The 20,849-nt window shown below is 63.1% G+C and carries 20 protein-coding genes and 1 tRNA gene; 14 read left to right on the forward strand and 7 right to left on the reverse strand.

All coding sequences use genetic code 11. The features are described 5' to 3' along the window. Positions 1 to 288 precede the first annotated feature (288 nt). The 6 genes from pspF (at position 289) to infB (ending at position 7,881) form a co-directional block, all read left to right on the forward strand. On the forward strand, positions 289 to 1,314 hold the full coding sequence (gene pspF / locus GGR38_RS10720) for a phage shock protein operon transcriptional activator (protein ID WP_183625311.1): 1,026 nt from the start codon (positions 289 to 291) through the stop codon (positions 1,312 to 1,314). 51 nt (positions 1,315 to 1,365) lie between these two features. Next, a complete protein-coding gene (locus tag GGR38_RS10725) occupies positions 1,366 to 2,136 on the forward strand; it encodes a ParA family protein (protein ID WP_183625313.1) in 771 nt (256 codons plus the stop codon). 143 nt (positions 2,137 to 2,279) lie between these two features. Beyond that, positions 2,280 to 2,852: a ribosome maturation protein RimP gene (rimP, locus tag GGR38_RS10730; protein WP_183625315.1), complete on the forward strand. Its 573-nt coding sequence runs from the start codon at positions 2,280 to 2,282 to the stop codon at positions 2,850 to 2,852. A gap of 2 nt (positions 2,853 to 2,854) precedes the next feature. Next, positions 2,855 to 4,513, forward strand: a complete 1,659-nt coding sequence (gene nusA / locus GGR38_RS10735; RefSeq protein WP_183625317.1) for a transcription termination factor NusA — start codon at positions 2,855 to 2,857, stop codon at positions 4,511 to 4,513. Next, positions 4,494 to 5,246, forward strand: coding sequence for a DUF448 domain-containing protein (locus GGR38_RS10740; protein ID WP_183625319.1), 753 nt, complete (start codon positions 4,494 to 4,496; stop codon positions 5,244 to 5,246). Before nusA ends, GGR38_RS10740 begins: the two co-directional genes overlap by 20 nt. A gap of 22 nt (positions 5,247 to 5,268) precedes the next feature. Further along, positions 5,269 to 7,881: a translation initiation factor IF-2 gene (infB, locus tag GGR38_RS10745; RefSeq protein WP_183625321.1), complete on the forward strand. Its 2,613-nt coding sequence runs from the start codon at positions 5,269 to 5,271 to the stop codon at positions 7,879 to 7,881. A gap of 180 nt (positions 7,882 to 8,061) precedes the next feature. Here the strand turns inward: infB and GGR38_RS10750 are convergent, their stop codons facing one another. After that, on the reverse strand, positions 8,062 to 8,496 hold the full coding sequence (locus tag GGR38_RS10750; RefSeq protein ID WP_183625323.1) for an RcnB family protein: 435 nt from the start codon (positions 8,494 to 8,496) through the stop codon (positions 8,062 to 8,064). Between the two features lie 190 nt (positions 8,497 to 8,686). Then, a complete protein-coding gene (locus tag GGR38_RS10755) occupies positions 8,687 to 9,055 on the reverse strand; it encodes an RcnB family protein (RefSeq protein WP_183625325.1) in 369 nt (122 codons plus the stop codon). Positions 9,056 to 9,207: 152 nt separating this feature from the next. Between GGR38_RS10755 and rbfA the strand changes: the two genes are divergently transcribed. The 6 genes from rbfA to pnp all read left to right on the forward strand — a co-directional run bounded on the left by rbfA (position 9,208) and on the right by pnp (position 14,702). After that, the gene (gene rbfA, locus GGR38_RS10760) at positions 9,208 to 9,633 is read left to right on the forward strand and encodes a 30S ribosome-binding factor RbfA (RefSeq protein WP_183625327.1); all 426 of its coding nucleotides are present in this window, start codon (positions 9,208 to 9,210) and stop codon (positions 9,631 to 9,633) included. 9 nt (positions 9,634 to 9,642) lie between these two features. Beyond that, complete coding sequence (locus tag GGR38_RS10765) at positions 9,643 to 10,224, forward strand: thymidine kinase (protein ID WP_183625330.1); 582 nt, start codon at positions 9,643 to 9,645, stop codon at positions 10,222 to 10,224. Between the two features lie 19 nt (positions 10,225 to 10,243). Next, complete coding sequence (locus GGR38_RS10770; protein WP_183625484.1) at positions 10,244 to 10,918, forward strand: site-2 protease family protein; 675 nt, start codon at positions 10,244 to 10,246, stop codon at positions 10,916 to 10,918. Positions 10,919 to 10,922: 4 nt separating this feature from the next. After that, positions 10,923 to 11,840, forward strand: coding sequence for a tRNA pseudouridine(55) synthase TruB (gene truB, locus GGR38_RS10775; protein ID WP_183625332.1), 918 nt, complete (start codon positions 10,923 to 10,925; stop codon positions 11,838 to 11,840). Between the two features lie 5 nt (positions 11,841 to 11,845). Further along, positions 11,846 to 12,115: a 30S ribosomal protein S15 gene (gene rpsO / locus GGR38_RS10780; RefSeq protein WP_168602441.1), complete on the forward strand. Its 270-nt coding sequence runs from the start codon at positions 11,846 to 11,848 to the stop codon at positions 12,113 to 12,115. Positions 12,116 to 12,395: 280 nt separating this feature from the next. After that, positions 12,396 to 14,702: a polyribonucleotide nucleotidyltransferase gene (gene pnp, locus GGR38_RS10785; protein ID WP_183625335.1), complete on the forward strand. Its 2,307-nt coding sequence runs from the start codon at positions 12,396 to 12,398 to the stop codon at positions 14,700 to 14,702. Positions 14,703 to 14,814: 112 nt separating this feature from the next. Here pnp and GGR38_RS10790 read toward each other — a convergent pair whose 3' ends face one another. The 3 genes from GGR38_RS10790 to GGR38_RS10800 all read right to left on the reverse strand — a co-directional run bounded on the left by GGR38_RS10790 (position 14,815) and on the right by GGR38_RS10800 (position 18,633). Then, positions 14,815 to 16,002: a GGDEF domain-containing protein gene (locus GGR38_RS10790; RefSeq protein WP_183625337.1), complete on the reverse strand. Its 1,188-nt coding sequence runs from the start codon at positions 16,000 to 16,002 to the stop codon at positions 14,815 to 14,817. A gap of 71 nt (positions 16,003 to 16,073) precedes the next feature. Beyond that, the gene (locus tag GGR38_RS10795) at positions 16,074 to 17,825 is read right to left on the reverse strand and encodes a hypothetical protein (RefSeq protein ID WP_183625339.1); all 1,752 of its coding nucleotides are present in this window, start codon (positions 17,823 to 17,825) and stop codon (positions 16,074 to 16,076) included. Between the two features lie 106 nt (positions 17,826 to 17,931). After that, positions 17,932 to 18,633, reverse strand: a complete 702-nt coding sequence (locus GGR38_RS10800) for a GcrA family cell cycle regulator (RefSeq protein ID WP_183625341.1) — start codon at positions 18,631 to 18,633, stop codon at positions 17,932 to 17,934. Between the two features lie 110 nt (positions 18,634 to 18,743). On the opposite strand from GGR38_RS10800, the gene GGR38_RS10805 reads away from it, so the two are divergent. Continuing rightward, on the forward strand, positions 18,744 to 19,637 hold the full coding sequence (locus GGR38_RS10805) for an ABC transporter permease (RefSeq protein ID WP_183625343.1): 894 nt from the start codon (positions 18,744 to 18,746) through the stop codon (positions 19,635 to 19,637). An 80-nt stretch (positions 19,638 to 19,717) separates the two neighbouring features. Here GGR38_RS10805 and hspQ read toward each other — a convergent pair whose 3' ends face one another. Beyond that, positions 19,718 to 20,098: a heat shock protein HspQ gene (gene hspQ, locus GGR38_RS10810; RefSeq protein ID WP_172339268.1), complete on the reverse strand. Its 381-nt coding sequence runs from the start codon at positions 20,096 to 20,098 to the stop codon at positions 19,718 to 19,720. Between the two features lie 153 nt (positions 20,099 to 20,251). Here hspQ and GGR38_RS10815 point away from each other — a divergent pair. Next, positions 20,252 to 20,341, forward strand: a tRNA-Ser gene (locus GGR38_RS10815). A 75-nt stretch (positions 20,342 to 20,416) separates the two neighbouring features. Here GGR38_RS10815 and GGR38_RS10820 read toward each other — a convergent pair. Next, positions 20,417 to 20,821 (reverse strand): hypothetical protein, encoded by a 405-nt coding sequence (locus GGR38_RS10820; RefSeq protein WP_183625345.1) that lies wholly within the window; start codon positions 20,819 to 20,821, stop codon positions 20,417 to 20,419. Positions 20,822 to 20,849 lie beyond the last annotated feature (28 nt).

Raw genomic sequence — 20,849 nt, forward strand, 5'->3', positions numbered from 1 at the left:
GCGTTGCGCGATCATCACCCGATGAGCGGGCAAGCAGACCCTCCGGCCCGTCTTTCGCCAGACCCATGGGGGTGCGCATCGAGTGTGTCGGCGATGCGCCAGCCATGCCGGGGGTGTCGGCATGAGTGGTGGGGTCGAGAGGCGAAAGTTTGTTCATGGCGGTTGTATCGCAAAGCCCGTGCCAATTTGCCGATGGCGCGGAAATCGGCGGTTTTGGGGTGGGCGCTGCTTGACGGAATTTGCAGCTTTTGCCAAACTTCAGGAAATTTCACCAAGGATAGGCAATTCATGGCGCTATCTCCGCATCATGCCCCGCGCGATGTGCAATTCATTGGCCAGTCGGGCGCTTTCCTCGATGCGGTCGAGCGCGCCAGTCGCGCCGCGCCCCTGCGCCGCCCGGTGCTGGTGATCGGTGAGCGGGGGACGGGCAAGGAGCTGATCGCCGAGCGCCTGCATCGCCTGTCTTCGCGCTGGGATGAGCCTTTGGTGACGCTGAACTGTGCGGCCATGCCCGAAACGCTGATCGAGGCGGAATTGTTCGGGCATGAGGCCGGGGCCTTTACCGGCGCGACGCGGGCGCGGGCGGGGCGGTTTGAAGAGGCGGATCGCGGTACGTTGTTCCTTGATGAGCTGGGTACGCTGAGCATGGGCGCGCAGGAGCGCCTGCTGCGCGCGGTGGAATATGGCGAGGTGACGCGGATCGGGGCCTCTCGCCCGCTGCGGGTGGATGTGCGCATCGTGGCGGCCACGAATGAGGATTTGCCCCGCATGGCGCGCGAGGGACGGTTTCGCGCCGACCTGCTCGACCGTTTGAGTTTCGAGGTCATCACCCTGCCGCCGCTGCGTGTGCGCGAAGGCGACATTTCGGTGCTGGCCGAATATTTCGGGCGGCGCATGGCCAGCGAGATGGGCTGGGAGCGCTGGCCGGGGTTTAGCGGGGCGGCGGCGGCGGCGCTGGAAAAATACCACTGGCCGGGCAATGTGCGCGAGTTGCGCAATGTAATCGAGCGGGCGGTCTATCGCAGCGACAGCCCGGACATGCCGATTGGCGAGATCACCTTTGACCCCTTTGATTCGCCGTGGAAGCCGACGCAATCGCTGCGTGCCGCCGATAATGACGCCGCGCCCGCACCGGTGATGGCCGGCGATCTGGCCGGGGTGTCGGATCTGCGCGGGGCGGTCGATGCCCATGAAAAGGCCATCGTCGAAGCCGCCCTTGCCCGCCACCGCTATAACCAGCGCCAGACAGCCAAGGCACTGGGCCTGACCTATGACCAGCTGCGCCACACAATGCGGAAACATCATCTGCTTTGACTTGGGCGGCGCAAGGCCTAAGTTGCGCGCATACTTGAGAAAGGCGCGCGCATGGGTAAGGTGATCGCGGTTTACAGCATGAAGGGCGGGGTGGGAAAATCCTCGCTGGCGGTCAATCTGGCGCATGGCTTTGCAGGTCAGGGCAAACGGACGCTGATCTGGGATATTGACGCGCAGGGGGCGGTGGCTTTCCTGTTGGGGCAATCGGGCGCAGCGGCCAAGGCAAAGAAGATTTTTGCCCGCGATGCCGATCCCGCCGATGCGATTGTGCCGACCAACTGGCCGGAGCTGGATCTGATCGCGGCGGACCTGTCTTTGCGCCATCTGGAAAGCGATCTGGCCGATGACAAGCCCAAGCGGTTGAAGAAATTGCTGGAGAGCCTTTCGCCCGATTATGACCGGATTGTCGTCGATTGCCCGCCGGGTCTGGGCGGGATTTCGGATCAGATTTTCCGCGCCGCCGATCTGCTGGTGGTCCCTTTGCTGCCCGCGCCCTTGGCGATGCGGACTTTGGAACAGGTGAGGGAGCATCTGGAAGCTGAGCGCGGCGGCAAGGCGCCGGGGATTTTGCCGGTGCTCTCGATGGTGGACCGGCGCAAGGCGATGCACCGCGACATTCTGGCCCAGCACCCCGACTGGCCCGCGATCCCCCATGCCAGCGTGATCGAGCAGATGGGGCTGAAACAGGCGCCTCTGGCCGAATTTGCGGGCAAGAGTGCGCCGATGCTGGCGGTGGAAAATGTGTTGGCCCGTGTGGAGATGATGCTGGGCAGCGGCGTGTGGTTGACGCAGGCAACGGATGAGGGATGGGTGAAGGGGTAATTGCCGACCACCCCCTTGCATTCGCCGCGAAACAGGCGTAATGGCCCCATCAATCCCGACATTGTGAAGCAAAGCGGGGCTGGCGCCGGAAGGGGCCGGCGCGAAACTGCATTGCAACAATGTTGCCCATTACAGGAACTTACATGGCCAATATCGCGCGTATTACCGAGATCGTCGAACCAGAGGTGAAGGCCTTGGGCTTGGATCTTGTGCGCGTGATTCTGTTTGGCAAATCCGATGTGGGCGATGAAGAGCACACGTTGCAGATCATGGCCGAGCGTCCCGAAACCGGGCAATTGGTGATCGGTGATTGTGTCGCGCTCTCGCATCGCATTTCGGACAAGATCGACGCGCTGGAAGAAGCGGGCGAAACGCTGATCGAGGAGGCCTATCGCCTTGAGGTCAGCTCGCCCGGCATCGACCGTCCGCTGACCCGGCTCAAGGATTTCACGGCGTGGATCGGTCATGAGGCCAAAGTCAATCTGACCATTCCCGTCGATGGCAACCGCAAGAGCATCGTGGGCAATCTTGTCTCGGTCGAGGGCGAAGTGATCGCGCTGGAGGACAAGAAGTCGGGCCGCGTGACTTTCCCCTTCGCAGATATTCATTCCGCCAAGCTGGTGTTGACTGATCGCTTGCTGGCCGCAACCAAACCCATTGATCTTGGCGAAGATTTCGACGAGATCGACGAAGAAACCGAAACGCAGGAAGACTGATTATGGCCAGTGCGATTTCCGCCAACCGCGCCGAACTGCTCGCGATTGCGACAGCCGTTGCCACCGAGAAGATGATCGACAAAGCGATCGTCATCGAGGCAATGGAAGAAGCGATCCAGAAGTCGGCCCGCAACCGCTATGGCGCCGAAAATGACATCCGCGCCAAGCTGGACCCGCGCACCGGCGATCTGCGTCTGTGGCGCGTGGTTGAAGTGGTCGAGCATGTCGATGACTACTTCAAGCAGGTTGACCTGAAGGCGGCGGAAAAGCTGCAAAAGGATGCCAAGATCGGCGACTTCATCGTCGATCCGCTGCCCCCGGTGGACCTTGGCCGTATTGACGCGCAGAGCGCCAAGCAGGTCATTTTCCAGAAGGTGCGCGATGCCGAGCGCGACCGCCAGTATGCCGAGTTCAAGGACCGCGCGGGCGAAATCGTTACGGGCGTGATCAAGTCGGTCGAATTTGGCCATGTGATCGTCAACCTGGGCCGCGCCGAAGGCGTGATCCGCCGCGATCAGCAGATCCCGCGCGAAACCGCCCGCGTGGGCGAGCGCGTGCGTGCGCTGATCCTCAAGGTTGAGCGTCAGAACCGTGGCCCGCAGATTTTCCTGAGCCGCGCGCACCCCGATTTCATGAAGCGCCTGTTTGCGCAGGAAGTACCTGAAATCTACGACAACATCATCGAGATCAAGGCCGCCGCCCGCGATCCCGGTTCGCGCGCCAAGATCGGCGTGATCAGCCGCGATTCCAGCATCGACCCGGTCGGCGCCTGCGTCGGCATGAAGGGCAGCCGCGTTCAGGCCGTCGTGCAGGAAATGCAGGGCGAAAAGATCGACATCATCCCCTGGAGCGAAGATACCGCGACTTTCGTGGTGAACGCTCTCCAGCCCGCGACCGTATCGCGCGTGGTGATTGACGAGGAAGAAGGCCGCATCGAGGTCGTGGTTCCCGATGATCAGCTGTCACTTGCCATCGGTCGCCGTGGTCAGAACGTGCGTCTGGCCAGCCAGTTGACCGGCCGCCAGATCGACATCATGACCGAGGCCGAGGCGAGCGAAAAGCGCCAGAAGGAATTCGCCGAAAAGTCCAAGCTGTTCGAAGAAGAGCTGGATGTCGATGAAACCCTCTCGCAGTTGCTGGTGGCCGAAGGCTTCAGCGAGCTTGAAGAAGTGGCCTATATCGAGATCGCCGAACTGGCGCAGATCGAAGGCTTCGACGAAGAGCTGGCCGAAGAACTCCAGAACCGTGCGCAGGAAGCGCTCGACCGCCGCGAGGAGGCCGCCCGTCAGGAGCGACGCGCTCTGGGCGTCGAGGATGCGCTGGCCGAACTGCCGCATCTCAATGAAACCATGCTGGTGACGCTGGGCAAGGCGGGGATCCGCACGCTCGACGATCTGGCCGATCTGGCCACCGACGAGCTGATCGCCAAGAAGCGCACCAATGATCAGCGCCGCCGCAATGAAAAGCGCGACCGCGATGACAAGCGCGACGAAAAGCGTGAAGAAGTGAGCCGTGGCGGCGTTCTGGGCGAATATGGCCTGAGCGAAGAACAGGGCAATGAGATCATCATGGCCGCCCGCGCCCACTGGTTCACCGATGAACCTGAAGCCGGTGCGCCGGAAGTAGACGGGGGAGCCGCCGATGCGGATTCCTCGCAATGAGCGCGTAAGCTCCGACATTGCTGACGCCGGGCCGGAAAGGAAATGCATCCTTTCCGGCGAGGTGGCCCCGCGCGATGCGCTGATCCGTCTGGCGATTTCGCCGGACGGACCTGACGGGGTCGCCTTTGTTGCGCCTGATGCTCTGGCCAAGGCGCCGGGGCGTGGGGCGTGGATCGGTGTGCGCAAGGATGAACTGGCGCAAGCCATGGCCAAGGGGCGCCTCAAAGGCGCTCTGGCGCGGGCCTATAAGGGCGCGAAGATTGCCATTCCCGATGACCTGCCCGAAAGGATTGAGGCCGCTTTGACGCGGGCCTTTACCGACCGGCTGGGGCTGGAAATGCGCAGCGGGCGCCTGCTGGTCGGTTCCGACCGCATCGCTGAAAATGCGCGCATGGGGCGGGTCGTATGGCTGGCCCATGCGGCCGATGCGGGCGACGATGGCAATCGCAAGCTGGACCAGGCCTGGCGCGTGGGCAGGGAAACTGAGGGTAGCGGTGAAAAGGGTGATACCTTGCCACTGGACCGGGCGACCCTGTCTGTGGCATTGGGCCGCGACAATGTCGTGCATCTGGCGTTGACCGACCGGGCCTCGGCCGAAAGGCTGGCCCCCTTGCTCGCGCGCCTGAATCACTATCTTGCCAAAGATAATCAAGGCTTTGGTGGCGATGCCGCCGAACCGGACGCACATCATGATGACGCTGACGACTGCGAGTCGCCGGCTGAGACGAATTGAGACTGAAGGGCTGTTTGAACCGATGACCGATAGCAATGACAAACCGACACTGGGCCGCAAGCCGCTGGGGCTGAAGCGCTCGGTGGAAGCGGGCGAAGTCAAGCAGACCTTCAGCCACGGCCGCACCAACAAGGTGGTGGTTGAAGTGAAACGCCGCAAGGTGATCCCGGGCAAGCCGGGCGAGGGTGGTCAGGGCGTCGAAGCGCCTGCTGCCGCGCCTGCCCCTGCGCCCGCGCCTGTGGCTCAGCCGGTGCGCCCGCCGCTGCCGCCTGTGCGCCCCGCGCCCGTGGCCGCAAGCCGCGAAACGCGCCAGGAAATGCAGGCCCGCCTGCTGCGTGAAGCGGAAGAGGCCCGTCTGGCCGCCGGTGAGGCTGCAACCCGCCGCGAGCAGGAAGAAAAGGCTCGCCAGCTTGAGGAAGAGCGCCGCCGCGCCGAGGAAAACCGCCGCGCAGCCGAAGCTGCCGCTGCGCCTGCGCCGGTGGTTGAGGAAGCGCCCAAGGTGGAGGAAGCGCCTGCTCCTGCGCCGGTGGTTGAGGCGGCGCCTGCGCCCGCTCCTGTTGCTCCGGTTCAGGTCGAGGCTCCCAAGGCTGCTCCGGTCGAGGAAAAGCCCGCAGCGCCCGCGCCGCGCCGCTTTACCCCTGTGCAGTCGCCCGCGCCTGCGCCGCGTCGCCCCGAGGCGGCGGCTCCTGCGCCCAGCAAGAAGCCTGCGCCCAGCCGTGGCAAGGCTGCCGACGAACGTCGTGGCGGCAAGCTGACCGTCAATCGTGCTCTCAACGAGGACGAAGGCGCCCGCGCCCGTTCGCTGGCCGCTCTCAAGCGCGCCCGCGAAAAGGAACGCCGCGCCCACTTCGGCGGTCAGTATCAGCAGCGTGAAAAGCAGGTGCGCGACGTGATCGTGCCTGAGGCGATCACGGTGCAGGAACTGGCCAACCGTATGGCCGAAAAGGCCGCCGATCTGGTCAAGTCGCTCTTCAAGATGGGCATGGTGGTGACGCTCAATCACACCATCGATCAGGATACGGCGGAGCTGCTGGTCGAGGAATTCGGCCACAACATCCAGCGCGTTTCGGAAAGCGATGTCGATATCGACACGACCGTTGACGTGGACGCCGATGAAACGCTCAAGAACCGCCCGCCCGTCGTGGCGATCATGGGCCACGTTGACCACGGCAAGACCTCGCTGCTCGACGCGCTGCGCGGGACGGACGTGGTGCGCGGCGAAGCCGGCGGCATCACGCAGCATATCGGCGCCTACCAGATCAAAACGAAGGGCGGCGATCTGGTCACCTTCCTTGATACGCCGGGCCACGAAGCTTTCACCGAAATGCGTATGCGCGGTGCCAATGTCACCGACATCGTCATTCTGGTGGTGGCGGGCGATGACGGCCTGATGCCCCAGACGATCGAGGCGATCAACCACACCAAGGCGGCCGGCGTGCCGATGATCGTGGCGATCACCAAGAGCGACAAGCCCGAATTCAACCCGCAGAAGATCCGCGAACGTCTGCTTGAGCATGAAATCATCGTCGAGCAGATGTCGGGTGACGTTCAGGATGTGGAAGTCTCTGCCAAGACCGGCGCGGGCCTTCAGGACCTGATCGACAAGATCCTGCTTCAGGCCGAACTGATGGAACTGAAGTCGAACCCGGATCGCGCCGCAGAGGCCACCGTGATCGAAGCCAAGCTCGACAAGGGCAAGGGGCCGCTGGCCACTGTCCTTATCAATCGCGGTACGCTCAAGGTTGGCGACATCTTCGTGGTCGGCACCCAGTCGGGCCGCGTGCGCGCCATGCTGGACGACAAGGGCCGTCAGGTGAAGCAGGCTCCGCCCTCGCTGCCGGTTGAGGTTCTGGGCCTTGGCGGTGTGCCGATGGCCGGCGATACGCTGACCGTGGTGGAAAGCGAAGCGCGTGCCCGCGAAGTGGCGGCCTTCCGTCAGGAACAGGCGACCACGAAGCGCACGACTTCCGCTCCGGCAAGCCTGGAAAACATGTTCTCGGCTCTGGCCGCCAAGCAGTCGGTGATCGAATATCCGATCCTGGTGAAGGCGGACGTGCAGGGTTCGGTCGAAGCCATCGTCAATGCGCTCAACCGCCTTTCGAATGACGAGATCAAGCTCAAGGTTCTGGCCTCGGGCGTGGGTGCGATCACCGAAAGCGACGTCAATCTGGCGGCGGCTTCGGGCGCCCCGATCGTGGGCTTCAACGTCCGTCCCAATGCCAAGGCGCGCGAGATCATCGAACGCTTCAAGGTGCGGATGAAGTATTTCGACGTGATCTATCACCTGACCGACGATGTCGCCAAGGAAATGGCGGGCGTCTGGGGTCCGGAGCGGATCGAAACCGTGGTGGGCCGCGCGGAGGTCAAGGAAGTGTTCCCCGCCGGCAAGCACAACAAGGCCGCTGGTCTGCTGGTCGTCGAGGGCTACATCAAGAAGGGTCTCCACACCCGTCTTACCCGCAACGACGTCATCGTCTCCAAGACCACCGTGGCCTCGCTGCGCCGGTTCAAGGACGATGTGGCCGAAGTTCGCGCCGGGCTTGAATGCGGCGTGGTGCTTGAGGCGACCAACGATGTGAAGGCGGGCGATATGCTCGAAGTCTTCGAAGTCGAGATGCGCGAGCGCACGCTCTGATCCTTTAACGGATCGACGTAAAAAGGGCGGCTTCCCGGATCGGGGAGCCGCCCTTTTTGTGTCTGAAGGCCCGTTCTGCCGGTGGGAAAGGGGGTAGGGGGGTGGCCCTGTCATGTTTCCATCATTTGGCCGAAACGGGGGCTTCAGGTAAGGGCGGCGCGATGCACCGCCCTAAAAGGTTTAACGGATGGCGCCCGCAATCACGCTGGCCACGATGCCGGTGGTGATGGCGACCAGCACGGCGTCATTGCCGCTGCGCACCCAGTGATAGCCGCGCGGGGGCGGGCTGAGGCGGCGGTAGCGGTGATAATCGACCACGGCGTAATTGGGCGCGCGGCCACGGTCGAAACGCTCGCCCTTGCGGAACTGGACGAATTGGCCGCCGGGGCCGCGACCCTGCGGGCCTTGGGCGAAACCGCGATCAGGGCCACGATCAGGGCCATGGTTCTGGGGGCCGCGATAGTCGTGGTTGCCGGGGCCGCCACGGTTGTCGGGCCCACGATGGTCGGCGCCGCGATGATCGTCCGGGCCATCATGGCCGCCCGGCTGCGCCAGGGCGGGGGCAGCCGGGGCCAGCAGAGCGGCGGCCAGCAGCAGCGCGATCGGTTTCTTCATGGTAATTCTCCTGTAGGCAGAGATGAATTCTTCAATATCCCGTTCTTACAAGCACCTGATCGGCTGGAAGATGAACGGCGGCGGTCATTCTTGTGTTAAATTGTCGCATCGCCCCAAACGATGCCGCAAACGAAACGGCCCGCCTTGATCGATCAAGGCGAGCCGCAGTTGGTGACGTAGAGGGGAGATTTTAGCGGATGGCGCCGACGATCACGCTGGCGACGATGCCGCTGGTGATGCCGATAAGCAGCGCATCATTGCCGCTGCGCACCCAGCGATAGCCGCGCGGCGGCGGACGCAGGCGGTGCCAGCGGCGGTAATCGTTGATGACGACATAGTTGGGGGCGCGTTCGGCATAAAAGCGTTCGCCGCGACGGAACTGGCGCCAACCGGGCTGGGGCGCCCAACCATGGCCGCCGCCGTGCCATTCAGGCCCGCGACCGCCATGGCGGCCATGGTCCCAGTGGCCGCGCCCGCCGCGGCCATGATCAGGATCGGCCGAGGCCGCCGTCGGGGCAAGAATCAGCGCGCAAAGGGCCAGACTGATAATTTTACGCATGCATTCCTCCTTGGAGGCGTTGAATTGTCGGGGCGAGACCCGATTTCAGCACCGCTCATGGTATAAGAAGTCATTGCCAAGCGATGCGTTCCATGGGCAAAGCGAATTTACGACAGGCCGGTGCGATCCGGCGACAGAATTGATGAGACATTATGGCACGTCACCAAACTTCCACTCCCGAAAACCGCTCGGTCCGCCTGCTCAAGGTGGGCGAGCAGGTGCGGCATGTGATTTCCGATATGTTGTCGCGCCAGATGGTGCATGACGACACGCTGACCGCTCATTCGGTCAGCGTGACCGAGGTCCGTATGAGCCCGGATCTGCGCCACGCCACGGTCTTTGTGAAGCCCCTGCTGGGGGTGGACGAAGAGATCGTGCTGAAGGCTTTGCGCACGCATACCGCCTTTTTCCAGAAGGAAGTTGCGGGCAAGCTGAAGCTGAAATATGCGGCCAAGATCAAGTTTCTGCCCGACGAGAGCTTTGACGAGGCAAGCCGGATCGACGCGCTGCTGGCCGATCCGCGCGTGCTGCGCGATATTGGCGAGCATGAGGATGGCGAACAAGCGGGCGGCGAGTAAGCCTGTCTGATGGCCAAACTCTATTTCTACTATGCCAGCATGAATGCGGGCAAATCGACGACCTTGCTTCAGGCCGATTTCAACTATCGCGAACGCGGCATGGCCACGATGCTGTGGACGGCGGCGCTGGACCATCGCGGGGGCGATCATGCGATTGAGAGCCGGATCGGGCTGGCGGCGGATGCGCATCGTTTTGGCGCGGACACCGATATTCACGGCGCGGTGATGGCCGCGCATGAGGCGGCGCCTTTGTCCTGCGTGCTGATCGACGAGGCGCAGTTCCTTTCCGCCGAGCAGGTGTGGCAGGCCGCGCGTATTGCGGACGAGGGCGGGATTCCGGTCCTGTGCTATGGGCTGCGCACCGACTTTCAGGGTGCGCTGTTTCCCGGTTCGGCGGCTTTGCTGGGCATTGCGGACGCTTTGGTGGAACTGAAGGCGGTGTGTCATTGCGGGCGTAAGGCGACGATGAACCTGCGCGTGGATGCGGCGGGCCATGCGGTGATTGAGGGCGCGCAGACCGAGATCGGCGGCAATGATCGCTATGTCGCGCTGTGTCGGCGTCATTTCTCGCAGGCGCGGGGCGCCCAGTGATGGATATGCAGTGATGGATATGACGCCGGTCTTTCGCTTTGCCGGGCTGATCGTACCGCTGGTGGTGGCCATCGTGTTTCACGAGGTGGCCCATGGGCTGGCCGCGCGGGCGCTGGGCGATCCCACGGCCAGCGAGGCCAAGCGGCTGAGCCTCAATCCGTTGCGCCATGTCGATCTGGTGGGCACGGTGCTGTTGCCGGGGATGCTGGCGCTGGCGAAATTGCCGGTGTTCGGTTGGGCCAAACCGGTGCCGGTCAACAAATGGCGGCTGCGCAATCCGCGCGTGGGCATGATGATTGTGGCGGCGGCGGGACCTTTGTCCAATATTGTCATGGCGGTGCTGGGCGCATTGCTGCTGGGGGCGATGGCGCATATGCCGCAGGCGATGGGCGTGCAGGTGGTGGCCGAGATGCTGCTGACCTTTATCCAGATCAATCTGTTTCTGGCGCTGTTCAACCTGCTGCCGATCCCGCCGTTTGACGGTTCGCATATTGTGGAGGGGCTTTTGCCCCAGCGGGCGGCGGCGGTTTATGCTCGGTTTCGTCGTTTGGGTTTTGCGCTGGTGCTGGTTCTGCTGGTGGTTCTGCCGCAACTGGTGCCGGGGTTCGATCTGGTGGACCGCTGGGTGGGGCCCCCGTTCGACTGGGCCTATCGGCGGATGCTCGATCTGGCGCGTCTGGTGATGGGAGAATAGGGCGATGAGCGTCCATGGCTGGATCATTCTGGACAAGCCGCTGGAGCTGGGCAGCACGCAGGCCGTCAGCGCGGTCAAGCGCAACCTGCGCGCGGCGGGCTATAACATGAAGCTGAAGGGCGGGATCAAGGTGGGCCATGGCGGCACGCTGGACCCGTTGGCCAGCGGGATTTTGCCGATTGCGCTGGGCGAGGCGACCAAGCTGACGGGGCGGATGCTCGATGCGTCCAAGACCTATGATTTCACGGTCCGCTTTGGCGAGGAAACGGAAACGCTCGACCTTGAGGGCAAGGTGGTGGCGACCAGCGATGTGCGCCCGATTGCGGCGGAGATTGCGGCGGTGCTGCCATCTTTTACCGGTCCTATCGAGCAGGTGCCGCCCGCCTATTCGGCGCTGATGATCGACGGGGTGCGCGCCTATGACCGCGCGCGGCGGGGCGAGGCGGTGGATATGCCAACGCGTGCGGTCACGATCCATACGCTCGATCTGATCGACGCGGGCGAGGATTGGGCGACCTTGCGCGCCCATGTCTCGAAGGGCACCTATATCCGCAGTCTGGCGCGCGATATCGCGCTGGCGCTGGGTACGCGCGGGTCGGTAACGATGCTGCGGCGGCTGTCGGCAGGGCCCTTTACGCTGGATCACGCGATTTCGCTGGACTCTCTGAACGAAATCGGTCAGGGGGCGCCGCTTGGAACTAAACTTCTGCCGCTCGAGGCAGGGCTGGTCGACATCCCGGCTCTATCCCTCACGTCCGAACAGGCAGGGGCGGTCCGTCAGGGCCGCGTTCTTTTCGGACAGCCCTATCCCGATGGGCTTTATCTGGCGCGGCTGGGCGATGTGCCCGTGGCGTTGATGAAGATCGAGGGAGGCTCGGCCAAGGTCGAGCGGGGTTTCAACCTTTCGGATGTCGCGGAGTAGAGACTATGACGATTACCGCTGAAAAGAAGCAGGAACTGATCGCTGACAACGCCCAGCACGCCGGCGACACCGGTTCGCCCGAAGTGCAGGTTGCGATCCTGACCACGCGTATTGTCAACCTCACCGAACACTTCAAGACCCACGCGAAGGACAACCACTCGCGTCGCGGTCTGCTTCAGTTGGTCAACAAGCGTCGCACGCTGCTGGCCTATCTGAAGAAGAAGGATGTGGCGCGTTACAACGCTCTCATCGCCAAGCTGGGCCTGCGTAAGTAAGCCAAGTTTGAGAGGCGCCCCAACCGGGGCGCTTCGTTTATGGGAAAAGGCGGTTGTCGATGGATCGGCGCCGCCTTTTCCGCTATACAGCGCCCGGTTTGATGAACTCGCCCCGCTTTGGGGCGGTTTGCATATCAGGCGCATGGTTGATTTTGGGGCTTTTTCTGCAATTCGGCAGAGGCCTTTGGGGCATGAACAAACAGCCCCGCACCGCACCGGGCGGCTATCCCGGCAGCAAATCCTGTGTGGCAATAGGGCCATGCGGGCTGAAGGATACACAATGTTCGACGTGAAAACCGTATCGCTGGAGTGGGGCGGAAAGACCCTCACCCTCGAAACCGGCCGTATCGCCCGTCAGGCTGACGGCGCTGTTCTGGCCACCTATGGCGAAACCGTGGTGCTCTGCGCCGTGACCGCCGCCAAGTCGGTGAAGGAAGGCCAGGACTTCTTCCCGCTGACCGTCCACTATCAGGAAAAGTTCTCGGCTGCCGGCCGCATTCCGGGTGGCTTCTTTAAGCGCGAGCGCGGCGCGACGGAAAAGGAAACGTTGGTTTCCCGCCTGATCGACCGTCCGGTCCGCCCGCTGTTCCCCGAAGGTTTCTATAACGAAATCAACGTTATTGCTCAGGTTCTGAGCTATGACGGCGAAACCGAACCCGATATCGTTGCGATGATCGCCGCGTCCGCGGCTCTTACGATTTCGGGCGTGCCTTTCATGGGCCCCATCGGCGCTGCGCGCGTGGGCTTCAAGGATGGCGAATATCAGCTCAACCCGTCGATGGCGCAGGTGGCCGAAGGCCGTCTCGACCTCGTTGTGGCGGCCACCGGCAATGCCGTGATGATGGTCGAATCGGAAGCCAAGGAGCTGTCCGAGGAAGAAATGCTGGGCGCCGTGATGTTTGCCCACGCCGAAAGCCGCAAGGTCGTCAACGCGATCATCGAGCTGGCCGAAAAGGCCGCCAAGGAGCCTTGGGAAGTCGACCTGTCGGACAACACCGCCGACATGAAGGCCAAGCTCAAGAAGCTGGTGGGCAAGGACATCACCGCCGCCTACAAGCTGACCGACAAGTCGGCCCGCTCGAACGCGCTGAATGAAGTGCGCGCCAAGGCCAAGGCCGCTTTCGCCGACGAAACGCCCCAGACCCAGATGGTCGCCATCAAGGTGACCAAGAAGCTGGAAGCCGAAATCGTGCGCACCGCCATCCTCAAGGACGGCAAGCGTATCGACGGGCGCACCACCACGCAGATCCGCCCGATCGAATCGATGGTCGGCTTCCTGCCCCGCACCCATGGTTCGGCGCTGTTCACGCGCGGTGAAACGCAGTCGATCTGCACCACCACGCTGGGCACCAAGGACGCCGAGCAGATGATCGACGGCCTCGATGGCCTGTCGTATCAGAACTTCATGCTGCACTATAACTTCCCCCCCTATTCGGTGGGTGAAGTGGGCCGCTTTGGCGCCCCCGGTCGCCGCGAAGTGGGCCATGGCAAGCTGGCATGGCGCGCGCTGCACCCGGTGCTGCCTTCGAAGGAAGACTTCCCCTACACGATCCGCGTTCTCTCGGACATCACCGAGTCGAACGGTTCGTCCTCGATGGCCACCGTCTGCGGCGGTTCGCTCTCGATGATGGATGCCGGTGTGCCGCTGGCGCGTCCGGTTTCGGGCATCGCCATGGGCCTGATCCTTGAAGGCGATGATTTCACCGTGCTGTCCGACATTCTGGGTGATGAAGATCACCTGGGCGACATGGACTTCAAGGTGGCCGGCACGTCTGAAGGCATCACCACGATGCAGATGGACATCAAGGTTGCCGGCATCACGCAGGAAATCATGGGTCAGGCTCTGGCTCAGGCCAAGGAAGGCCGTGCGCATATCCTGGGTGAGATGCTCAAGGCTCTGGGTGAAGCGCGTACCGAACTGTCGGCTCATGCTCCGCGCATCGAAACCATCAGCATCGACAAGTCGAAGATCCGCGACATCATCGGCACCGGCGGCAAGGTGATCCGCGAGATCGTCGCCACCACCGGCGCGAAGGTCGACATTGACGATGAAGGCATCGTCAAGATCTCGTCGTCCGACGTGGCGCAGATCGAGGCCGCCAAGGCCTGGATCCTGGGCATTGTGGAAGAGGCCGAAGTCGGCAAGATCTACAAGGGCAAGGTCGTCAACATCGTCGATTTCGGCGCTTTCGTGAACTTCATGGGCGGCAAGGACGGTCTGGTCCACGTGTCGGAAATGAAGAACGAGCGCGTGGAAAAGCCCACCGACGTGGTCAAGGAAGGTCAGGAGGTCTTCGTCAAGGTCCTCGAGATCGATCCGCGCGGCAAGGTGCGCCTCTCGATGCGCGTCGTCGATCAGGAAACCGGCGGCGAGCTGGAAGACACCCGTCCGCCCCGCGAGCCGCGCGAACCGCGCGCTGATCGTGGCGACCGTGGCGGCGACCGCCGTCCGCGCGGAGGCGACCGCGACCGTGGGCCGCGCCGTGAAGGCGGGCGCGATGGTGGCCGTGACCGTGGTCCCCGTCGTGACCGTGAAGAGGGTGGCAACCCCGATCACATGCCGGCTTTCCTGAAGTCGGAAGACTGATCCCATAGTGGGGGAGGGCGTCCGCGCTCTCTCTCCCTTGGGATCAAAGAAAAGGCCCGCCTCCAGCAATGGGGGCGGGCCTTCTTCTTGGTGGGGCAACCAAGAAGCCGGTCTATTGGGCGATGGGCTTGCTGCGGGCGCGTTCTTCGGGCGTGGGTTCGGCCACCACCACGCGGTTGCGGCCCTCGGCCTTGGCGCGATAAAGCGCGCGGTCGGCGGCGCGCAGCGCGGCGCGCGAATCGGCAAAGGAAAAGACATCGGCAATCCCGGCCGAAAAGGTCACCTTGCCGATGGGCATATCGGTGGCGCGGTTGACCATCCGTCGCTCGGCCAGAGATGCGCGCGCATCGTCGAGCAATTCCCAAGCCTGATGCAGCGACCGTCCGCGCAGCAGCACGACGAATTCCTCGCCCCCGTGGCGGGCGACATGGCAGCGATCATCGGAAATCCGGGTCAGCGCCGAGGCGACATTGCGCAGCACCCGGTCGCCCGCCTCATGGCCATGTTCGTCATTGATGCGCTTGAAATTGTCGATATCGCAAAAGGCCACCGCCAATTGGTCGCCGGCATCGCGCGCGGCGGCAAATTCGCTGGTAAATCGATGTTCAAAGGCGCGCCGGTTGGGCAGGCCGGTCAGATGGTCCTCCTCGGCGCTGCGGCGGGCCTGTTCCAGGCTGCGGCGCAGGGCGCGGGTTTCCAGCATTGAGCGCGCCATATCCTTTTCCAGACTGGCGGTGCGCTCCAGCATGGTGCGTGCGATCGAAACCAGTTCCTGCACCAGTTCGCCCGTCTCGACCGGGGCATTGGCGGGCTTCATCTCCTCCAGCCCATCGACATGGGCCGAGAGTGCATCGCCATATTCGCTGGCGGCGGTTTTGGCGGCGGTGCTGGTGCGGTCAAAGGCCTCGATATTCGATTCGAGGCGGTTCATCAGCCGATTAAGAAATTCGCTCTGATCGCCGCCATTCTCGCGCAGGATCAATTCGATCCATTCCAGCGTCAGGGGCTGGCGCGACTGGATGCGCTGGTCGATGCTGCGCGTCATCGAGCCATCGCCGCCGTTCAGGTAATTATGTGCCACGCCCAGCGTGATCGGGTTGATTTCCAGATCATGGGCCAGAAGAAAGTCTGCGATATCGGCAAGTAATTGCGTGCGCGCCAGACGGCGCGGATCAAGCACGACCGAAGTATCGGCAGCCTGATCCCCTTGCGGCACATCCTCTTCGCGCCCGGCCCCGGTCAGCCAGCCAAGCAGACCCCGTGACGGGCGCTTTGAAAGATTCGGATCGTGCGAAGTCATCCGGGCCTTTTAGCGCAGGCCTATGGAAAGCCTGTTGCCGCTTCGGACCGGATTTTTACGCAGATCGCGGCTTAATGCTTGGCCGGTTGGGGCGTATCTTGAAACACCGTGGCGCCGGGGGGCAATTTCGACCAGTCGGCAGGCGTGACACAGCAATAATTGCCGCTGCGATGGGCGATACCTTGCAGGAACGGCGGCAGCCGTTTGCAGCGCATCAGGATGCCATCGCTGTTCTGCGCGGCCAGATAGGCGACCGGATCATTGATCGAGCCCCGGAAATGAGGCGGCAGCACGGCCAGTTCGTGATCGGGCATCCGGCTCTGCATATAGGCGAAATAGGTCACGTCATCGAGCAGCAGATGGCGCGCCTCACGCGGCATGGGCAGGTTGCATTGACGCGCCGCGCCCATGATGTCCTTGTACGAGGCGTGGTAGCCAAACACCGGCACCGACCATGGATGCCACGGCAACCAGTCGCGGCGCTGGGCATCATCAATCAGGCGCGGACCGTAAAGCCCCGAGACCAGCACGATCGAGAGCAGCATCAACGGCCCGATGGCCAGCGCCAGCGTGCTGATCCAGCGGCGCAGGCCCTCCCAACGGTGCGGGCTGGCCATGGCCAGAATGATCGCCAGCATCAGCAGCGGCAGGACAAAGCTCGCCTCATAGACATTGCGGTCATACTGGCTGACGCACCAGATCGACACCGCACCCAGCAGCATTAGCGCGATCACCGGTTCGGGCGGGATCACCTTTTCGCGCCACATATTGCGCACGCCGCCGATAAAGCTGATGATTGCGGCCAGCAGGGCGGCGGCCCAGATGATCGTCATGCCCCCGCGCCAGCCATTCATCTCGTCGCGGCTGACCATATTGAGCGGAAGCCATGAGGACATCGGATCAATGGCCGGGGCGGCGCGCTCGACGTAATTGTGCAATTTGTAGTTTTGCAGAACCTTGAGCACCAACTGCGTCTTGCTGATCGTGCCCAGATCGAGCTGTCCGGCAAGGTTGTTGCGGGCGTGCTGATGGGCGATGATCGGGTCGGCCGGGCATTGCACGCGGTTGACCCAATATTTCGCCGCGCTGCCCGTGGCCAGCAGCAGCAGCACGATGGCCACGCCTCGCGCAAACAGGGCGCGCCGCCCGCGACTGGCAAAGATGATGCAGGCGGCAAAGGCAGGCACCACCAGCACCGCTTTGAAATGATAGGACATGGCGATGAGCGCCAGCGCCAGAATGGTCAGCGAGCGGCGCCATGCGGTGCCGGGGCTGGCCGTGGCATTGGTATAGGCGATGCCGTTGAACGGCGCGAACATATTGCCCGGAGAGCGCCAGCCTGCGCTGGCGATCAGCACAGCGGCCGTGGCGGCCAGAAAGATCGGCTGTTCCGGGCGGCTCCACACCAAGAGCAGCGGCATCACGCCCAGACCCATCAGCGCCGAGGCGATGATGGCCAGTATCTGACGTTCATCCAGGGTCCGCCCGATCTGTTTGACCAGGCGCAGCACCATGATGATGAACACAATCGCATAGCCCACGCCCGAAATGCGCACGAACAGCGGATCGGGAAAGCGCGTGTTGAAAAAGGCCGAATACCACCGGACCGGCCACATGAAGAAGGGTGGCACGGCCAGCGTGTTAGGCCCGCAATTTTCCGAATAGAGCTTGTCCAGCCCGTCGAGCCACGCCCGTTCCTGAAGCCGCCAGCCAATTTCATCGGAATAGACCGGCAGCAGCATCCCCGCGACCAGCGCGATCAGCAATCCGGCCACCACCACGCGGCGCAAATTGGGAAACAATCTGGTGTGATCAAAGGTCATGAAAGCAGCAGTTGCCCCAAAATAGCGGATCTGGTGTGGCCATATGCAACAAGGCGCGCAAGCGGCCGGTTATGCCACTTGCGCGCCCTGACTGTTCAGCAAGAGCTTATCGCACGCGCGGATTGCCGAAGGGCAGCGGCGGCGGCGGGCGACGATGGCCGCGCGGCAATTGTGCCTGATAGGCGCGGCCGCAATGTTCGACGCAATAGGGGAAACCGGGGTTCACCTTCTCGCCGCAGAAGTGGAAGTCCGGTTCGCCCGGATGGCCCATCGGCCAGCGGCAGATACGGTCGTTCAGATCCAGCAGGCTGGTCTTGTCGGCAATATCGGCGCTGGGCTTGGCCGGCACGAGGCGGCGCGGCGGAGCGGGGGGAATCGGAGCCTGCTGCTCGCCCGGACCCTGACGCAGAAAGCCGCCGGGGCCAACCGAGACGATGCGCGGGGCAGGCGGGGCGGCAGGCGCATCGCCCGCAGGGGCGGCAGGCGCAGCAGCGACCGGCGCAGGCGGCGGGGCCACAGGCGCGGCAGGCGCCGGGCGCGGAGCGGGCGCCGCCGCACGGGGCGCGGGCGCTTCGACAGGGGCGGGGCGCGGCGGGGGCGGCGCGGCCTGAACCGGGGCGGGCGCAGCCTCTTCGTGGCGATCATTCGACTTGACCGGGCTAGGGCGAGCCTTGAGCCCGAGACGGTGCGCCTTGCCGATCACGGCATTGCGCGACACGCCGCCCAATTCCTCAGCGATCTGGCTGGCGGTGGCGCCGCCTTCCCACATGCGGGTCAGTTTGTCGATGCGTTCTTCGGTCCAGCTCATGCGTGCCTTGCTGCCTTTTATCCTGAATTCTTCCGCTCGCCCTATGTGGGGTGAGTGAAAGCGCGGTGCAAGTCTTGCCAGCCCGCGCGCTACCCGATAGTCGGGCAAGCATGGCCGATCAACCCCGCAATGCCGCCCAGACCGCCGCAATCACGCATGATTCGTCGGTTCGTCCCCCGTTAAGGCAATTTCCTGTGCAGGGAGAGCCTCTGATCCATGGCATCAACCGCCTGGGCTTGTGGACTCTCTATATGAAAGAGGTGCGCCGTTTCATCAAGGTGCAGACCCAGACAATCTGGGCTCCGGCGGTCACCACTCTGCTGTTTCTGGTGATATTTACCGTAGCGATGGGGCGTGGGGGCCGAATTGTACTGGGGGTGAACTTTGCCACCTTCGTTGCGCCGGGCCTGATCATGATGGGCATGATGAACAATGCGTTCCAGAATGCCTCGTTCAGCTTTCTCGCGGGCAAGATTCAGGGGACCATCGTCGATTTCCTGACGCCGCCGCTGACCGCGGCCGAATTGATGGCCGGGATGATTGCGGGGGCGATGACGCGCGGTATTCTGGTCGGGCTGGCGTTGGCCGGGGCCATGCTGCTCTGGCCTGGGGTGACGCTGAGCGTGGCGCACCCGTGGGCGGTGGTGTGGTTCGGGCTGATGGGCACGATGCTGCTCTCGCTGATCGGGCTGCTCTCCTCGGTCTGGGCGGAAAAGTTTGATCATAATGCCGCCGTCACCAATTTCGTGGTGCAGCCTTTGGCGCTGCTCTCGGGCACGTTTTACGTCATCGACAATCTGGCCCCGGCGTTTCAGTCGGTCAGCCGGGTCAACCCGTTCTTCTATGTGATTTCGGGCTTCCGCTTCGGCTTTCTGGGACAAAGCGACATTGGCGCGACCAATCAGGCTGTGCTGCATGGCGCGCTGGGTCTGGCGGCGCTCAATGCGGTGATTGGTCTGGTGACCTATCAGGTGCTGAAATCGGGGTGGAAGCTGAAGGGCTGATCCTTCCCGTTGTGCCGGGCGTCAAAAAACCCGCCGGGGCTATCCTCGGCGGGTTTTTGTATCAGTGGCGAGCTTTTATTTCAGTGGCTAAGGCCGGCCCGCAATCTGTATCGTCCGCCGTCAAAGGGTTCGAACACCTGCGGCAGGGCAGGGTGTTCGACCGGATCGCCTTCGGTGTCGCGGATCAGGTTCTGCTGGCTGACATAGGCGATGTAGCTGTCCTCCTCGCTCTCGGCAAAGAGGTGGTAATAGGGCTGATCGCGGTCGGGACGGGCTTCTTGCGGAATGGATTCGTACCATTCCTCGCTGTTGGCGAACACAGGATCGACATCGAACACCACACCGCGAAAATCATGGTCACGGTGGCGTACAACATCGCCAATGGCAAAGCGGGCTCGTGCGGCGCGAGGTACGTCGATACGACGTCCGGCCTGGGGAGAGAAGAAACTCGTTCTGTCCATGATGGGAAATATAGGCTTGTTGCAGCGCAAAACAAGGCGCGCTTCAGAAAATCCACAGTCGCGTGAAATTAGGGCTTGGCAAGGTATGATTCGTTGGCTAGAGGGCGGCTCCCGACCGGGACGAAGCCCTTGCGGTTTCATCCAAAACCTCACGGAGAGGTGGCAGAGTGGTCGAATGCACCGCACTCGAAATGCGGCATACTCGTGAGGGTATCCAGGGTTCGAATCCCTGCCTCTCCGCCAGGATTTCAAAAGCCTCGCAGGTCATCGACTTGCGAGGCTTTTTGATTCTTCGCCCCAAAAATTACCCTTCGAATATTACTGACCGCACAATTGGCGCAAGGGTTCCAGATCCTTTGGGCGCAAGGGCGAGCGCCATGGGGCGCAGGCCCGCCGCCCTGCCGGGGCGTAGGTGGCCATGGGCAGACCAAAGCCTTCGCCGCCCAGCCGCAACGCCAGTTCCCGCGCCTGATCCGCCGGCATGACCGCGACCTGTCCGGCCAAGGCGGGCGGCGGCGGAATGGGGCGGTCCACCCATGCCAGCACCACCTGATCGGGCTTTGCCGCCGCCGCCAGAGCGGCCAGATCGCGCCATTCGGCCATGCAGGGCGCACACCACCGCGCGCCCAGCAGGATGACCTGTCCCCCGCCGGTCGGCAATTGGGCATGCAACGGGGATGTGGCCAGAAAAGCTCCGCAAAGGGCGATAGACAGTGCGCGCATCGCTACTTACTATGCGCATGAACAAACT

The sequence above is a fragment of the Novosphingobium sediminicola genome (assembly GCF_014196525.1).
GTDB lineage: Bacteria > Pseudomonadota > Alphaproteobacteria > Sphingomonadales > Sphingomonadaceae > Novosphingobium > Novosphingobium sediminicola.

Bases quoted from the DNA above. Each gene is read 5' to 3' on its own strand.
- GGR38_RS10770 (WP_183625484.1), top strand. From the start codon at position 10,244: ATGACGCCGGTCTTTCGCTTTGCCGGGCTGATCGTACCGCTGGTGGTG.
- GGR38_RS10750 (WP_183625323.1), bottom strand. From the start codon at position 8,496: ATGAAGAAACCGATCGCGCTGCTGCTGGCCGCCGCTCTGCTGGCCCCG.
- GGR38_RS10725 (WP_183625313.1), top strand. From the start codon at position 1,366: ATGGGTAAGGTGATCGCGGTTTACAGCATGAAGGGCGGGGTGGGAAAA.
- infB (WP_183625321.1), top strand. From the start codon at position 5,269: ATGACCGATAGCAATGACAAACCGACACTGGGCCGCAAGCCGCTGGGG.
- truB (WP_183625332.1), top strand. From the start codon at position 10,923: ATGAGCGTCCATGGCTGGATCATTCTGGACAAGCCGCTGGAGCTGGGC.
- GGR38_RS10765 (WP_183625330.1), top strand. From the start codon at position 9,643: ATGGCCAAACTCTATTTCTACTATGCCAGCATGAATGCGGGCAAATCG.
- hspQ (WP_172339268.1), bottom strand. From the start codon at position 20,098: ATGGACAGAACGAGTTTCTTCTCTCCCCAGGCCGGACGTCGTATCGAC.
- GGR38_RS10820 (WP_183625345.1), bottom strand. From the start codon at position 20,821: ATGCGCGCACTGTCTATCGCCCTTTGCGGAGCTTTTCTGGCCACATCC.
- GGR38_RS10795 (WP_183625339.1), bottom strand. From the start codon at position 17,825: ATGACCTTTGATCACACCAGATTGTTTCCCAATTTGCGCCGCGTGGTG.
- GGR38_RS10740 (WP_183625319.1), top strand. From the start codon at position 4,494: ATGCGGATTCCTCGCAATGAGCGCGTAAGCTCCGACATTGCTGACGCC.
- nusA (WP_183625317.1), top strand. From the start codon at position 2,855: ATGGCCAGTGCGATTTCCGCCAACCGCGCCGAACTGCTCGCGATTGCG.
- GGR38_RS10800 (WP_183625341.1), bottom strand. From the start codon at position 18,633: ATGAGCTGGACCGAAGAACGCATCGACAAACTGACCCGCATGTGGGAA.
- pnp (WP_183625335.1), top strand. From the start codon at position 12,396: ATGTTCGACGTGAAAACCGTATCGCTGGAGTGGGGCGGAAAGACCCTC.
- GGR38_RS10805 (WP_183625343.1), top strand. From the start codon at position 18,744: ATGGCCGATCAACCCCGCAATGCCGCCCAGACCGCCGCAATCACGCAT.
- rbfA (WP_183625327.1), top strand. From the start codon at position 9,208: ATGGCACGTCACCAAACTTCCACTCCCGAAAACCGCTCGGTCCGCCTG.
- GGR38_RS10755 (WP_183625325.1), bottom strand. From the start codon at position 9,055: ATGCGTAAAATTATCAGTCTGGCCCTTTGCGCGCTGATTCTTGCCCCG.
- GGR38_RS10790 (WP_183625337.1), bottom strand. From the start codon at position 16,002: ATGACTTCGCACGATCCGAATCTTTCAAAGCGCCCGTCACGGGGTCTG.
- rpsO (WP_168602441.1), top strand. From the start codon at position 11,846: ATGACGATTACCGCTGAAAAGAAGCAGGAACTGATCGCTGACAACGCC.
- pspF (WP_183625311.1), top strand. From the start codon at position 289: ATGGCGCTATCTCCGCATCATGCCCCGCGCGATGTGCAATTCATTGGC.
- rimP (WP_183625315.1), top strand. From the start codon at position 2,280: ATGGCCAATATCGCGCGTATTACCGAGATCGTCGAACCAGAGGTGAAG.